Genomic DNA, 14,283 nt, shown 5'->3' with positions numbered 1-14,283 from the left:
ATTAAATGAAAATCATCATTTTTGGTCTCGGAAATTTTGGAATGTCTCTAGCTCTTAGCCTGACAGAAACAGGCAATGAGGTGGTTGGAATTGACAAAAACATGGACAAAGTTAATATTGTAAAAGATAAAATTGCCCACAGTATTTGTTTAGACTCTACCAACGAACTAGCTTATCAGGCGCTTCCTATTAAACAAACCGATATTGCTGTTGTTGCTATTGGAGAAAACGAAGGTGCTGCAATTATTACCACTGCTATCTTAAAAAAACTAACAACTGCAAAAGTTATTAGTCGTTCGCTATCGCCCATTCACGACACAGTGTTACAAGCTATGGGTATAACATCTATAGTGCATCCAGAACAAGAAGCCGCTCTTAAATTAACCAATAAAATTAATCTTAAAAATATAGTTGATAGTTTTAAAATCGATGAAAAATATTCAATTTCAGAAATAAAAACACCTATCGAGTTTGTCGGAAAGTCTATTTCAGATTTAGCAATTAGATCTAAACACAAGCTAAACATAGTCACTATTCTTAGAAAAAAAGAAAAAGTAAATATTATCGGAAACAAAACTGTAATTAAAGAAGTTATCGGAATACCAGGTGCTGATACCATAATTCAAGAAAATGATATTTTGGTCGTATTTGGTTTGGATGACGATATTTCTAAAATTTGCCACAAACATTAACAATGCCAATTAAATCAATATTATCAACCAAAACGCTTCATAAAGATTATAAGGCGTTACTTACTAAGGCTAACATTCCCGTTACAGAATATAACGCCATCACTATTGATTACGTCGATTTTGATTCTGAGATGATTGTGGAGAACGCAATTATTACAAGTCAGAATGCAGCTAAAGCCGTTATCGATAATAAAGTGGTTATAAGAAACTGCTTTTGCGTTGGCGAAAAAACAATGGCGTTTCTTGAAGAACACGGCCAGAACGTTTCTAAAATGAAGTTATATGCCGTAGATTTAGCAAATTATATTGTAAAATATCATAAAAACGACATGTTTACTTTTTTCTGCGGAAACCTAAGACAAGACGCGTTACCAGATGCTTTGCAAAAAAATAATATTGACCTAAAAGAAATTATCGTGTATAAAACAACACCTACGCCTCAAAAAATTGAAGGTGAGTTTGATGCGATTTTATTTTATAGTCCTAGTGGCGTTGCAAGTTACCTATCGGAAAACAGCATAACAAATCAAGTGGCTTTCTGCATAGGAACTACAACGGCTTCTGCATTACAAGAACATACTAAAAACATAGTAATACCTTCGAGTCCTACTATAGAAAACTTACTACAAAGTGTAGTTAAATACTCAAAAAAATCATGATTAAAAACGATTTATACTTAAGAGCTTTAAAAGGAGAAACTGTAGAACGTCCTCCCGTTTGGATGATGCGTCAAGCTGGACGTTACCTTCCAGAATTTATTGCTATCCGCGAAAAATACGATTTCTTTACGCGTTGTCGCACACCTGAATTGGCGAGTGAAATTACAGTTCAACCTATCCGTAGATATGGTATGGATGCTGCTATTTTATTCAGTGACATTTTAGTGATTCCGCAAGCGATGAATATCGAGGTAGAAATGAAACCTAATTTTGGTCCGTATTTACCAAATCCTGTTCGCGACCAAAGAGGTGTAGATAACGTAATTGTTCCCGATGTAAATATCGAGCTAGACTACGTTATGCAAGCCATTAAAGCGACTAAAGAATTATTAAATAACGACATTCCATTAATAGGTTTTGCGGGTTCTCCATGGACTATTTTATGTTACGTCGTGCAAGGACAAGGCAGTAAAAATTTCGATAAAGCCAAGGAATTTTGTTTTACAAATCCGATAGCTGCACATCAATTACTTCAAAAAATTACAGATACAACTATTGCGTATTTAAAAGCTAAAGTAGTGGCAGGAGTAGATGCTGTACAAATTTTCGATTCTTGGGGAGGTATGTTATCGCCAACAGATTATAAAGAGTTTTCTTGGCAATATATCGACCAAATTATTGAAGCTTTAAAAGACGATGCACCAGTAATTGCATTTGGTAAAGGGTGTTGGTTTGCACTTGGAGACATGGCTAAAAGTAATGCCGCAGCATTGGGAATAGACTGGACATGTTCTGCCCAAAACGCACGTTACTTAACAGGAGGAAACATTACACTTCAAGGAAACTTCGATCCGTCAAGATTGTTATCGCCTCCTTCAGAAATTAAGAAAATGGTACACCAAATGATTAACGAATTTGGTAAAGACAAATACATTGTAAATCTAGGTCATGGTATTTTACCTAACATTCCGTTAGACAATGCCAAAGCCTTTATAGATGCCGTAAAAGAGTACAAATAGAACATGGATAAATCGTTTTACATTGCTAATCTAGAAGTATCTGATGCGCCACATCTTCATAAATTTATGATGGCTAATGTAAAGCGATTTGTACCCTATTTACCTTATACCCTCGCAAAAAATTTAAAGGTTGAAGCGTCTAAAGAATACATTATCGCGCAACAACAAAAAAGAGAGCATAAATACGAATACACGTTTACTCTTAAAGACGTTACAACAAACGCCATCTTTGCGCTTATCATCCTAAAAGATATCGATTGGAAAAATGGCATAGGTGAATTTGCATATTGTATAGACGAACACAAGGAAAATAAAGGCATAATGTCTTCGGCAATTGCTAAATTTTCTCATTATGCATTTACGGATTTACACTTAAAAACCCTTCAAATTATCTCGCATAAAACAAATGCTGCAAGTATAAAAGTTGCTATAAACGCAGGGTTTGTTTGGACAAAAACTTTAAAAAACGAATACGCGCCGCCAAACGCACCAACTCAAGACATGGAATTATATGAATTACAGTGTGAAAGATAAATTTTATCAATACATATTAGAATTACAAGATACCATTACATCGGCTTTAGAAACTGTAGATGGAACCGCTAAATTTCAAGAAGATATTTGGAAACGCCCAGAAGGTGGAGGTGGTCGTACACGCGTCATTGAAAACGGAGCGGTTTTCGAAAAAGGTGGTGTAAATATTTCTGGAGTTCACGGCGAACTTCCTGAAAGTATGCAAAACTATTTTAGTGTTAAAGATGCCAATTTCTTTGCCTGCGGATTAAGTCTCGTACTACATCCTAAAAACCCAATGGTGCCAACTGTGCATGCCAATTGGCGTTATTTTGAAATGTATGATAAAGAAGGTAATATTGTAGACCAATGGTTTGGTGGCGGACAAGATTTAACGCCTTACTATCTTTTTGAAGAGGATGCCACTCACTTCCATACCGTTTGTAAAACAGCTTGCGATAAACATGATGCCGATTTTTACAACACTTATAAAGAAAAGTGTGATAAATATTTTTGGAATGCACACAGACATGAAGCCCGAGGTATAGGCGGTTTATTTTACGATTATTGTAAAGCCACCGACACTATGTCTATGGAAAATTGGTACGATTTCACCACCGAAGTGGCCAATAGTTTCCTTGAAAGCTACGTGCCTATTGCCGAAAAGCGAAAAGATTTACCATTTACTGAAGCACAACGCAACTGGCAAGAAATCCGTCGTGGGCGTTATGTAGAATTCAATTTAGTACACGATAAGGGCACATTATTCGGACTTAAAACAAATGGCCGTATAGAAAGTATTCTAATGAGTTTACCGCCACATGTGCAATGGGTTTACAATCACGAACCTGAAGCAGACAGTGCCGAAGACAAACTCGTAGAGGTTTTAAAACATCCAAAATCATGGCTTTAAAAAAAATAATACTAACTAGTGTAATCGCCGTTATGTGTGGTCTGTCTGTCTTGGCACAAGTCCGTAATACTACCATAGAAAACGATTCGCTTCAAGTCATTATTTACGAAGAAACTTCAGATTATATTCAAATTTATAAAAACAGAATTACCGCTAAGTTATACTATGTAGACACTTCGAATTCGTTAATGGTTCAAGACCGAAATTCGAATTTTTATGTCAACTTAGTGCCAAACAAACAAAATCGTATAGGCGCATCGGTGGCATTTCGGTCTATTGCAATTTCGTATGCTTTTGCTCCCAATTTCCTAGCCGAAAATAAAGACAACGAAGATTCTAAATTATTCAATTTAAACTTCAGGACATACTTTGGTAAACATTGGATGCAAACCTTAGATTTCTACAATCAAAAAGGATTTTATATAGAAAACAAAGATGCTAGTATCTATCTTCCAAAAACAAAATCGTTTAAAGTTGGCGGTTCTACTTCTTATATTTTTAATGAAAATTTCTCGTTTCGAGCCATTGCAACACAAGACGAAAAACAACTAAAAAGTGCTGGTAGTTTTATTCCTGGCATAGTGTATTATTACTCGAAAATGGACTTAGTTGCAGAAGACACAGACCCAGAATTTAATCTGCATAGCGATTTAACTACATTTGATATTGCTTTAGCTCCCGCTTACTATTATAATTTTGTACCGACTAAAAATTTATTTTTATCGTTAGGAGTGTCTGCCGGAATAGGTCTAAATTATTCAGAATCTAAAGATGACGTAGAACACGAAAGCTTGACATCTTTACTTACCGAAATTGATTTTAGAGGTGCTATAACCTACGATATCGATAATTTATACTTGGGTGCCAATTACAATTATCTTATATTAAATCATAATTCGGACCGATCATCTTACGTTAAAGATAACATTCCTTTTTTCCAAGCTTATATAGGTTACCGCTTTAAAGCACCTAGAAAAATAGTGCATACTGCAAATGATATTAACGACAAAATAATTCCGAAATCGAAAGACTAAATCGTACTTTCAACCTTAAAATTAAGGTGTTCAATTCTTTTAAATGATTCTAAAAAACATACATATTACGCTGTTATTTTTTATAGCATCATACACGCTTTTTGCACAAGACCAGCAAACGGAGAACGACACCTTATTCGACAATTACAATGCCTATATTCGCTATTACAAGAATCAGGTTCACGCTAAAATATACTATATAAACACCTCTAATTCTATTAGTATAAACGATAGAGATTCCCATTTAAATTTAGATTTAAATGCTAATAAACAATCCAGAATTGGAGGAAGTGTTTCCTTTAGAAAACTTACTATTTCGTATTCTTTTGCTCCCGATTTTTTAAGTGCCAACAAAAATAATAGTGGCTCAAGATTATATAATCTTAATTTAAGAGGTTACCATAAAGCACATTGGATGCAGACCTTTAAATTATATAGCGAAAAAGGTTTCTATGTAAAAATTCCGGGAAACAAATTGTATTTACCACAAACAACCTCTTTAAAGTTTGGAGGTGCAACATCTTATATTTTCAACAAAAACTTCTCGTACAGAGCATTAGCTTCTCAAAACGAAAAACAATTAAAAAGTGCAGGAAGTTTTATTCCTAGTGTTTCATTATACTATACTACATTCAATTTAAATACCGAAGGTGAATTTCAATATATTACTATCGACAAACAATTCGACTCCTTCGACTTATCGTTTTCGCCATCCTACAATTACAACTTCGTCCCGAACGAAAATTTATTTATTTCGGCAGGAGCTTCATTTGGATTAGGCTTAAATTACACAGCCTCCGATACCGAAAACATAACCACTTTACTAACCGAATTCAATTTTAAAGGCACAATAACCTACGATTTAAAAGATTTTTTTATCGGTGCTCATTACAATTACTTAATTTTAAATCACAGTACAAAACGCTCGTATTATATTGCTGATAGTATTCCTTTTTTCCAATTTTTTGTAGGCTACCGCTTTAAAGCACCTCAGAAAGTTATAGAAACTGCAGAAGATATAAACGACAAATTAAACATAAAAACATAATTATGTATCCACTTAAAAGAAACAGACGTTTAAGAACAAACGAAGCTATTCGTTCATTAGTTCGCGAAACTATTATTTCACCAAACGATTTTCTAGTACCACTTTTTGTGGTAGAAGGTAAAGGTGTAAAAGACGAGATTCCGTCTATGCCAAACTACTTCAGGTTAAGCTTAGATTTGCTAGAAAAAGAAGTTAAAGAATTATGGGATTTAGGTTTAAAATCGGTTTTACTTTTTGTTAAAGTAGACGATAATTTAAAAGACAATAAAGGTACCGAAGCTATAAACCCAAACGGATTGATGCAACGTGCTATTAAAACAGTTAAAAATGTATGTCCTGGTATGTTGGTTATGACTGATGTGGCTTTAGATCCGTATTCGTCTTATGGTCACGATGGTATTGTAGAAAATGGTGTTATACTTAACGACGAATCTTCGGATATTCTAGCAGAAATGGCCTTAAGTCATGCCGTAGCGGGTTCAGATTTTATTGCGCCTAGTGATATGAACGACGGAAGAACTTTAAAAATTCGTCAGTTGCTAGAACAAGAAGGTTTTACAAATACCGGAATTATGGCCTATACCGCAAAATATGCTTCTGCATTCTATGGTCCGTTTCGTGATGCTCTCGATTCGGCTCCAGTGGATTTAGTTGATGTGCCAAAAGACAAAAAAACATATCAAATGGATTTTGGTAACAGATTAGAAGCTGTTCGTGAAACTTTAATTGATATTGAAGAAGGTGCCGACATCGTTATGGTAAAACCAGGATTATGTTACTTAGATATTGTACGCGAAATTAAGAATGAAGTCAATGTACCTGTAGCTGTATACCAAGTTTCTGGAGAATATGCCATGCTAAAAGCCGCTTCGGAACGCGGGTGGTTAGACCACGATGCCGTTATGATGGAACAAGTAACCGCCATTAAAAGAGCGGGAGGAGATATTATTGCAAGTTACTTTGCTAAGGATGTTGTGAAATTGATTTCGTAACTTAGCTAAAAATCAAATAAATCTATATGGGCGCACTTTTATTATGGGCAACAGTTTCAATCTTTTTTTCATTTTTATGTTCAATCCTCGAAGCTGTATTTTTGAGTGTAACTCCTACGTTTATAAACGTTAAAAAGAATGAAGGAAAAGAGTACGCCACAACTTTAGAAAATCTTAAAAAAGATGTCGACAAACCATTAATCGCCATCTTAACTCTTAATACCATAGCACATACTTTAGGTGCTATGATGGTTGGTATTCAGGCCGAAAGCTTGCCTTATAAATTCGAGCTTTTCGGCGTGAATACAGTAGGTATAGTTTCTGCAATCATGACATTTTTAATTTTAGTGGTTTCAGAAATTATTCCTAAAACTATTGGTGCTAAATACTGGCAAGAATTGGCTAATTTTACATCTAAAGCACTTACTGTTTTAATCTTTCCTTTAAAATATACTGGTATTTTATGGGTGCTTCAACTTACCACAAAACTTATTGGCGGTAAAGGTCACGGTAGTGTTTTAAGTCGTGAAGATTTTCACGCCATGGCCGATATGGCTACCGAAGATGGTGTATTTCAAGAATCTGAAAGCAAGATTTTAAAGAACTTACTAACGTTTAAAGACATTCTTGCAAAAGATGTCATGACGCCTCGAACGGTAATTAAAACAGCAAACGACACGACTACGGTTCAGGATTTTTTCAAAGAAAATTCGAACATTCGTTTCTCTAGAATTCCAGTTTACACAGATACGCCAGACAACATTACAGGCCTAGTTTTAAAAGACGAAATTTTTAAAGAAATGGCGCTTGGTAATGGGAGTAAAACATTAAAAGATTTAAAACGAAACATCATTATAATTGAAAGAAACATTCCAATTCCTACCCTTTTTGAACAACTTGTAGAAAGCAAAAACCATATGGCTTTAGTAGTCGATGAATATGGTTCGGTAAGCGGAATTGTTACGATGGAAGATGTTATAGAAACGCTTCTAGGACTTGAAATTATGGATGAAAGTGACCACGTAGCCAATCTGCAAGCCTTAGCTAGAAAAAGCTGGGAAGTACGCGCCAAACGTTTGGGCTTAATTAATGATACACCAGAAGAAAACTAATGGATTCTTGTGTAGTAAACTCGCCTTTGGGGTTCACACAAATTAAAGGAGATGCCGACGGCATTGTTTCCATAAACGTTTTAAATTCTGAAGAAACACCTTCTGATCACATTCCAAATTCTTTATTAAATTGTGTACAACAATTGCAAGACTATTTTCAGGGTAATCGCACAACCTTCAGCTTTAAGCAAAATCCAAAAGGCACAGATTTTCAGAAAAAAGTGTGGCAAGCGTTAACTAAAATTCCATACGGAAAAACACTCTCCTACCTAGAACTTTCTAAACAACTGGGCGATGTAAAAGCCATTCGTGCTGTCGCCAATGCCAATGGGAAAAATCCGCTTTGGATTGTTGTGCCCTGCCACCGTGTAATTGGTACCGACGGAAGTTTAACGGGATATGCTGGTGGTTTGCATCGTAAGCAGTGGCTGTTAAATCATGAAAGTCCGGTTACGCAACAAACCTTATTTTAAATTATTATCTTTATTCCACTTAAATTTTCGGCATGAAATTCTTATCCAAACTTTTAAAGTTTATCGTTACTGTATGCGGTTTACTTATAGTTCTATTATACATATTCGATTACGATTACATTTTAAAAGCTGTTCGCGTAACATACGGCACAGGGCATAAAACAGCATTTCTAGAAGATTATAAAGAGTTTGACAATCGTGTTATAAAAAGTAGCTCACCTCAGCCTTGGAACATACATAAAGATTATAATAAAACGACCATTACAGACAGTTTAGAACGCACCAATATAGCCAACGGCACTATCGCGTATCTAATTATTAAAAACGATAGTATTTGGTTTGAGAAGTACTACGATGGTTTCGAAAATACATCAAAGACCAATTCTTTTTCTATGGCCAAAAGCATCATTTCTGCTATGCTTGGTAAAGCCATTATGGAAGGCAAAGTAAGAAGTTTAGACCAAAAGGTAAGTGATTTTTATCCAGAATTTAAAAACGGATTATCAGCAAATTTAACGGTGGGCGATTTATCGTCTATGGCCTCTGGATTAGATTGGGACGAGTCTTATTATTCTCCATTTTCAGTGACTACCCGTGCTTATTTCGATGAAGATTTAGCACCTGTTATTTTAAACATGAAAGGCATCGAGGCTCCTGGAAAATCGTATAAATATTTAAGCGGAAACACCCAATTGTTAGGTATGGTTCTTGAAAAAGCAACAGGCCAAAATATGTCAGGATATTTAAGCGAAGAGTTTTGGAAACCTATGGGTTTTGAAAGTGATGCGCTTTGGCAACTCGATAGCGAACAACATGGATTAGAAAAAGCATATTGTTGTATTGCCAGTAATGCACGTGATTTTGCACGCTTTGGAAAATTGTATAAAGACTATGGAAAATGGAACGGCGAACAACTTTTGGACTCAGCGTTTGTTCAAAAATCGATTACACCACGTTTTCCTGAAAGCCCAGAATATGGCTACGGTTGGTGGTTAAAAACCATAAAAGACAAACACTTTTTTATGATGCGTGGACACCTTGGGCAATACGTTATTGTAGAACCAGAAGACAATATTATAATAGTACGCCTAGGACATAGTAAAGGTCCAAAAGGAAATGGTGAAACCTTTTCGAAAGACATTTTTGCGTATATTGAGGAAGGATATAATATGTTAGATGAATGATAAACAAGCTCAACCTTGAAGACATTTTATTTCTGGACATCGAAACCGTTCCAGAAACGCAGCATTTTTCAGAATTAAGTGAGGCCAAAAAAGAGCTGTGGAGTTTAAAATCTAAATATCAAAGAAACGAACTCTCGGCAGAAGAATTTTACGACCGTGCTGGAATTTGGGCCGAGTTTGGTATAATTGTCTGTATTTCGGTTGGGTATTTTAAAATAGACGGAGATAATAGGCAGTTTAGAACCACGTCTTTTCACGGTGAAGAAATCGAAATTCTAAAAGACTTCAAGACCCTTTTAGACACCCATTATAATCATCCCAAAAAACTATTATGCGCTCACAATGGTAAGGAATTCGATTTTCCATATATTGCTCGTCGTATGATTATCCATAACGTCCCGTTACCAGAAAAACTTAATTTATTTGGCAAGAAACCATGGGAAGTACCACATCTTGATACTTTAGAACTATGGAAGTTTGGCGATTATAAAAGCTATACGTCTTTAAAGTTACTTACCAACGTTTTAGGCATACCCTCGCCAAAAGACGATATTGACGGCAGTGAAGTATATCGCGTGTATTACAAAGAAAACGAAGTTAGCCGCATAATTGCATACTGCGAAAAAGATACCATTGCTGTTGCTCAGATTTTTCTTAGATTGCGTGGAGCATCCATTTTAACCGACGATGAAATTATTCATATTTAAATGATTAAAAACCCTCTATTACACATTGAAAATCTCGCTATTTCCTTTAACGGAAACGAGGTGATTCATTCGATTTCTTATCATTTAAACGGGAATGAAATACTAGGAATTGTAGGAGAATCTGGATCTGGAAAATCGGTATCTTCCTTAGCCATTTTAGGATTACTACCTAAAGAGATATCAAAAACTACAGGTTCTATTCATTTTCAAGATAAAGATTTAACACAAATCAATCAAAAGGTCTTTCAAGGAATTCGTGGTAATAAAATCGCCATGATTTTCCAAGAACCAATGAGTTCTTTAAATCCGTCAATGCGCTGTGGTGCACAGGTAGAAGAAATACTAAATGAGCACACCCAATTATCTCAAACAGAAATAAAGCAACGTGTTTTAGAGTTGTTTCAGCAAGTAAAACTACCTGAACCGGAGCGTGTTTATAAATCGTATCCGCATGAAATTTCTGGCGGACAAAAACAACGGGTTATGATTGCTATGGCTATTGCCTGCGAACCCGATATTTTAATCGCAGACGAACCTACAACCGCTTTAGATGTTACGGTTCAGAAAGAGATTATTCTATTGTTAAAAGAATTACAAGCCAAAACACAAATGAGTATTATTTTTATTACTCACGACCTCGCTTTAATTTCTGAGATTGCCCATCGGGTTTTAGTAATGTACAAAGGAGATATTGTAGAGCAAGGGACTTCTGAAACTATATTTAACCACCCGCAACATATTTACACCAAAGCTTTAATAAATTCTAGACCGTCTTTAGACGTACGTTTAAAAACGTTACCAACAATTCAGGATTACTTGGAAGATACCATTTCTGAAACGATAGTTACTGCTGAAGATAGAGCAAGAGCGCATAAAAAATTATATAGTAGCACACCTCTACTAGAAGTTATCAATCTAGAAAAAGAATATGTTTCTAGATCAGGATTTTTTGGAAAAACAGAAACTTTTAAGGCTGTAAATAAGGTAAACTTTAAAATTTACGAAGGTGAAACTTTAGGGTTGGTAGGCGAATCGGGTTGCGGGAAATCCACCTTAGGAAATGCCATTCTCCAGCTCGATAAAGCGACTGCAGGAACTATTTTATACAGAGGTACGGACATTACCAATCTCCCTACAAAAGCGATGAGAACACTTAGAAAGGATATTCAGATCATTTTTCAGGATCCTTATGCTTCCTTAAATCCGAGATTAACTGTTGGTCAGGCTATTTTAGAACCTATGACGGTGCACAAATTGTATAAAAACAAAGCCGAGCGCAAAGCTAAAGTATTGGAAATCTTAAACCGTGTTGGACTTTCTGAAGATTATTTTAATAGATATCCGCATGAATTTTCCGGCGGACAACGTCAGCGTATAGGAATAGCCAGAACTATTGCACTACAGCCTAAATTAATTGTATGTGACGAGTCTGTATCGGCTTTAGATATTTCCGTTCAAGCTCAGGTTTTAAATCTGTTAAATGAATTGAAAGATAAATTCGGTTTCACTTACATATTTATTTCTCACGATTTAGCGGTTGTAAAATATATGTCCGATCAATTAATTGTGATGAACAAAGGAAAGATTGTAGAAAAAGACGACGCAGATATTGTATATAACAATCCGAAACAAGAGTATACAAAAAAACTAATTCTAGCTATTCCAAAAGGATTGTAGCTTGAATTAGTTTTTTAACTAAATACTTAAAAATTCTAACACATAACTCGAGGTTATCGTAGGCTCCATGTTTGCAACACTTCGCCCAATTTGATTCGTCAGGTAGATTTGGGGCTACATTCGTAATCGTTAGATCTTGGTAGATTTGGGGTCTATAAGTTCTAGTATTTTTGGGTACTACAAAGATGTTAAATATTTCTTATATATCGTTTAAACACACAAATTTATCGACCAAATACACTAAACTTTAACATTTACCAGTTTTTTCTATTCTATTTATAGGCATTTAAATGTTCATTTCTGAAATTTCTCCTACAACCTCTAATCGTCCCTCGGTAGCATTCTTAATGGTATCTACCGAAACACCAGGAGCACGTTCTAATAATTTAAATCCGTTTTTGGTGACTTCGAGAACAGCTAGATTGGTAATAATTTTTTTAACACACCCTACTCCAGTAAGGGGCAAACTGCAACGTTTTAACAATTTAGATTCTCCAGCTCTATTGGTATGCATCATGGCCACAATGATATTCTCGGCACTAGCGACCAAATCCATTGCGCCTCCCATACCTTTCACCATTTTACCAGGTATTTTCCAATTGGCAATATCTCCGTTTTCCGAAACCTCCATAGCACCTAAAATGGTTAAATCGACATGCTTTCCTCGAATCATTGCAAAACTAGTTGCCGAATCGAAAAAACTAGCTCCTGCTAACGTTGTTATGGTTTGTTTTCCCGCATTAATAATATCGGCATCCTCATCTCCTTCAAAAGGGAAAGGCCCCATACCTAAGACGCCGTTTTCACTCTGAAATTCGACTTGTATATCGTCACGTACATAATTAGCCACCAAAGTAGGAATCCCAATTCCTAAATTAACATAGTATCCGTCCTTAACTTCTTGTGCAATACGTCTTGCTATTCCTATTTTGTCTAACATATTCTTTAATGTAATAATTAATAAATGTAATAATGTTGCAATTATTAACTCTTGTAACTTGTACTCAGAATTTTATATAAAATTAAACCTAGTTCATTTAAAGGCGCTTTTAACTTTTCAGGATTTTCGTACTGATTTGACCGATCACATAATGTAATCCAATACTTTGTTTCCTCTAATTCTTTAGCCGATATTTTAAACTTATGAATAAAATCCTTTTTACTTTCTGCATTCTGCGCCTCATGAATTTGTGCTCCAATACTTGTTCCTGACTTTAATAACTGATTGGCAATTACATATTTTCTATTCATTTCTAAAATTTCACAGTATTCAATAATTGACAATGCGAAAGCTACTGACTTCTCTAAAATGACATTTGTTTTTTTCATACGTATGTTTATTAGGAACTGAAATCATCTTAAAATATATAATCAAAATAATTAGTACATTTTGGCATTTATACATTGGTAAATTATCTAGAACGCACTGTTCGCTGTTCAATACGCTTTTCATAATCTTTACCCTGAAAAATACGCTGCACAAAAATACCTGGTACATGAATCTGATTCGGATCTAAGGTGCCTACCGGAACCAACTCTTCAACCTCAGCAACGGTTATTTTTGCGGCGCCACACATAACTGGATTAAAATTGCGCGCCGTACCTTTAAACACAAGATTTCCAGCAGCATCACCTTTCCAAGCTTTCACGAATGAAAAATCCGCTTTAAATGCATGCTCTAACACATACATTTTTCCGTCGAACTCGCGAGTTTCCTTGCCTTTGGCCACTTCAGTACCGTAACCAGCTGGTGTATAAATAGCAGGAAAACCCGCTTGTGACGCGCGACAACGTTCGGCTAAAGTTCCTTGCGGAATTAACTCTACATCCAACTCACCACTAAGCATTTGTCTTTCAAACTCATCGTTTTCTCCTACATAAGACGAAATCATTTTCTTGATTTGTTTTTTCTGAAGTAATAAGCCCAATCCAAAATCGTCTACTCCGGCATTATTCGAAATACATGTTAATCCCTTAATTTCCTTTTTTACTAACTCGGTTATTGCATTTTCGGGAATACCACATAAACCGAAACCACCAAACATCATCGTCATATTATCGGAAACTCCATGTAAAGCATCTTCGACAGATTCTACAGTTTTTGTAATCATGTTTTTTTTGTATTTTATTCTACTTAAAAATACGAAATCAGAAGTTTTAAGCCCTATAAATTTAGAAATTAATAAAAACAAACGATATGTTATCTTATAAACACATTTGAGCTGAGAGTATAGGAAACACAAAAGCCATTCTAAAACAG

At 35.3% G+C, this 14,283-nt stretch carries 16 protein-coding genes; 13 read left to right on the top strand and 3 right to left on the bottom strand.

All coding sequences use genetic code 11. From position 1 onward, the window contains the following. Positions 1-5 precede the first annotated feature (5 nt). The 13 genes from AC0UBM_RS06230 to AC0UBM_RS06170 are packed head-to-tail and all read left to right on the top strand — an operon-like array spanning position 6 to position 12,023. Positions 6-692 carry a potassium channel family protein gene (locus AC0UBM_RS06230; RefSeq protein WP_414035784.1) on the top strand — a complete coding sequence of 229 codons (687 nt, stop codon included), beginning with the start codon at positions 6-8 and terminating at the stop codon, positions 690-692. 2 nt (positions 693-694) lie between these two features. After that, the gene (locus AC0UBM_RS06225) at positions 695-1,351 is read left to right on the top strand and encodes a uroporphyrinogen-III synthase (protein ID WP_434037305.1); all 657 of its coding nucleotides are present in this window, start codon (positions 695-697) and stop codon (positions 1,349-1,351) included. Further along, complete coding sequence (gene hemE, locus AC0UBM_RS06220) at positions 1,348-2,370, top strand: uroporphyrinogen decarboxylase (protein WP_038532663.1); 1,023 nt, start codon at positions 1,348-1,350, stop codon at positions 2,368-2,370. Before AC0UBM_RS06225 ends, hemE begins: the two co-directional genes overlap by 4 nt. A gap of 3 nt (positions 2,371-2,373) precedes the next feature. After that, positions 2,374-2,904, top strand: coding sequence for a GNAT family N-acetyltransferase (locus tag AC0UBM_RS06215; protein WP_475688072.1), 531 nt, complete (start codon positions 2,374-2,376; stop codon positions 2,902-2,904). After that, on the top strand, positions 2,894-3,796 hold the full coding sequence (gene hemF, locus AC0UBM_RS06210; protein ID WP_475688511.1) for an oxygen-dependent coproporphyrinogen oxidase: 903 nt from the start codon (positions 2,894-2,896) through the stop codon (positions 3,794-3,796). The genes AC0UBM_RS06215 and hemF overlap by 11 nt, the downstream gene beginning before the upstream one ends. Next, positions 3,787-4,830 carry a DUF4421 domain-containing protein gene (locus AC0UBM_RS06205; protein ID WP_475688071.1) on the top strand — a complete coding sequence of 348 codons (1,044 nt, stop codon included), beginning with the start codon at positions 3,787-3,789 and terminating at the stop codon, positions 4,828-4,830. Before hemF ends, AC0UBM_RS06205 begins: the two co-directional genes overlap by 10 nt. 43 nt (positions 4,831-4,873) lie before the next feature. Continuing rightward, positions 4,874-5,878, top strand: coding sequence for a DUF4421 domain-containing protein (locus tag AC0UBM_RS06200; RefSeq protein ID WP_038532671.1), 1,005 nt, complete (start codon positions 4,874-4,876; stop codon positions 5,876-5,878). A gap of 2 nt (positions 5,879-5,880) precedes the next feature. Then, complete coding sequence (gene hemB / locus AC0UBM_RS06195; protein ID WP_475688070.1) at positions 5,881-6,870, top strand: porphobilinogen synthase; 990 nt, start codon at positions 5,881-5,883, stop codon at positions 6,868-6,870. 26 nt (positions 6,871-6,896) lie between these two features. Next, positions 6,897-7,982, top strand: a complete 1,086-nt coding sequence (locus AC0UBM_RS06190) for a CNNM domain-containing protein (RefSeq protein WP_414035790.1) — start codon at positions 6,897-6,899, stop codon at positions 7,980-7,982. Then, positions 7,982-8,455 carry a methylated-DNA--[protein]-cysteine S-methyltransferase gene (locus AC0UBM_RS06185; RefSeq protein WP_475688069.1) on the top strand — a complete coding sequence of 158 codons (474 nt, stop codon included), beginning with the start codon at positions 7,982-7,984 and terminating at the stop codon, positions 8,453-8,455. Before AC0UBM_RS06190 ends, AC0UBM_RS06185 begins: the two co-directional genes overlap by 1 nt. 32 nt (positions 8,456-8,487) lie before the next feature. Next, the gene (locus tag AC0UBM_RS06180; RefSeq protein WP_475688068.1) at positions 8,488-9,639 is read left to right on the top strand and encodes a serine hydrolase domain-containing protein; all 1,152 of its coding nucleotides are present in this window, start codon (positions 8,488-8,490) and stop codon (positions 9,637-9,639) included. Then, complete coding sequence (locus tag AC0UBM_RS06175) at positions 9,636-10,346, top strand: 3'-5' exonuclease (protein ID WP_475688067.1); 711 nt, start codon at positions 9,636-9,638, stop codon at positions 10,344-10,346. Before AC0UBM_RS06180 ends, AC0UBM_RS06175 begins: the two co-directional genes overlap by 4 nt. Next, positions 10,347-12,023: an ABC transporter ATP-binding protein gene (locus tag AC0UBM_RS06170; RefSeq protein ID WP_475688066.1), complete on the top strand. Its 1,677-nt coding sequence runs from the start codon at positions 10,347-10,349 to the stop codon at positions 12,021-12,023. Between the two features lie 286 nt (positions 12,024-12,309). Here AC0UBM_RS06170 and AC0UBM_RS06165 read toward each other — a convergent pair whose 3' ends face one another. From AC0UBM_RS06165 to AC0UBM_RS06155, 3 genes are all read right to left on the bottom strand, one after another. After that, complete coding sequence (locus AC0UBM_RS06165; RefSeq protein ID WP_475688065.1) at positions 12,310-12,963, bottom strand: 3-oxoacid CoA-transferase subunit B; 654 nt, start codon at positions 12,961-12,963, stop codon at positions 12,310-12,312. Between the two features lie 44 nt (positions 12,964-13,007). Further along, positions 13,008-13,352: a four helix bundle protein gene (locus tag AC0UBM_RS06160; protein ID WP_475688064.1), complete on the bottom strand. Its 345-nt coding sequence runs from the start codon at positions 13,350-13,352 to the stop codon at positions 13,008-13,010. Between the two features lie 83 nt (positions 13,353-13,435). Next, positions 13,436-14,134 carry a CoA transferase subunit A gene (locus tag AC0UBM_RS06155; RefSeq protein ID WP_475688063.1) on the bottom strand — a complete coding sequence of 233 codons (699 nt, stop codon included), beginning with the start codon at positions 14,132-14,134 and terminating at the stop codon, positions 13,436-13,438. Positions 14,135-14,283 lie beyond the last annotated feature (149 nt).

The sequence above is a fragment of the Formosa sp. F44 genome, from assembly GCF_056238645.1.
This window is presented reverse-complemented; position numbering and strand designations above follow the sequence as displayed.

Bases quoted from the DNA above. Each gene is read 5' to 3' on its own strand.
- AC0UBM_RS06205 (WP_475688071.1), top strand. From the start codon at position 3,787: ATGGCTTTAAAAAAAATAATACTAACTAGTGTAATCGCCGTTATGTGT.
- hemE (WP_038532663.1), top strand. From the start codon at position 1,348: ATGATTAAAAACGATTTATACTTAAGAGCTTTAAAAGGAGAAACTGTA.
- hemB (WP_475688070.1), top strand. From the start codon at position 5,881: ATGTATCCACTTAAAAGAAACAGACGTTTAAGAACAAACGAAGCTATT.
- AC0UBM_RS06225 (WP_434037305.1), top strand. From the start codon at position 695: ATGCCAATTAAATCAATATTATCAACCAAAACGCTTCATAAAGATTAT.
- AC0UBM_RS06175 (WP_475688067.1), top strand. From the start codon at position 9,636: ATGATAAACAAGCTCAACCTTGAAGACATTTTATTTCTGGACATCGAA.
- AC0UBM_RS06155 (WP_475688063.1), bottom strand. From the start codon at position 14,134: ATGATTACAAAAACTGTAGAATCTGTCGAAGATGCTTTACATGGAGTT.
- AC0UBM_RS06200 (WP_038532671.1), top strand. From the start codon at position 4,874: ATGATTCTAAAAAACATACATATTACGCTGTTATTTTTTATAGCATCA.
- AC0UBM_RS06170 (WP_475688066.1), top strand. From the start codon at position 10,347: ATGATTAAAAACCCTCTATTACACATTGAAAATCTCGCTATTTCCTTT.
- AC0UBM_RS06230 (WP_414035784.1), top strand. From the start codon at position 6: ATGAAAATCATCATTTTTGGTCTCGGAAATTTTGGAATGTCTCTAGCT.
- AC0UBM_RS06160 (WP_475688064.1), bottom strand. From the start codon at position 13,352: ATGAAAAAAACAAATGTCATTTTAGAGAAGTCAGTAGCTTTCGCATTG.
- AC0UBM_RS06185 (WP_475688069.1), top strand. From the start codon at position 7,982: ATGGATTCTTGTGTAGTAAACTCGCCTTTGGGGTTCACACAAATTAAA.
- AC0UBM_RS06215 (WP_475688072.1), top strand. From the start codon at position 2,374: ATGGATAAATCGTTTTACATTGCTAATCTAGAAGTATCTGATGCGCCA.
- AC0UBM_RS06180 (WP_475688068.1), top strand. From the start codon at position 8,488: ATGAAATTCTTATCCAAACTTTTAAAGTTTATCGTTACTGTATGCGGT.
- AC0UBM_RS06190 (WP_414035790.1), top strand. From the start codon at position 6,897: ATGGGCGCACTTTTATTATGGGCAACAGTTTCAATCTTTTTTTCATTT.
- AC0UBM_RS06165 (WP_475688065.1), bottom strand. From the start codon at position 12,963: ATGTTAGACAAAATAGGAATAGCAAGACGTATTGCACAAGAAGTTAAG.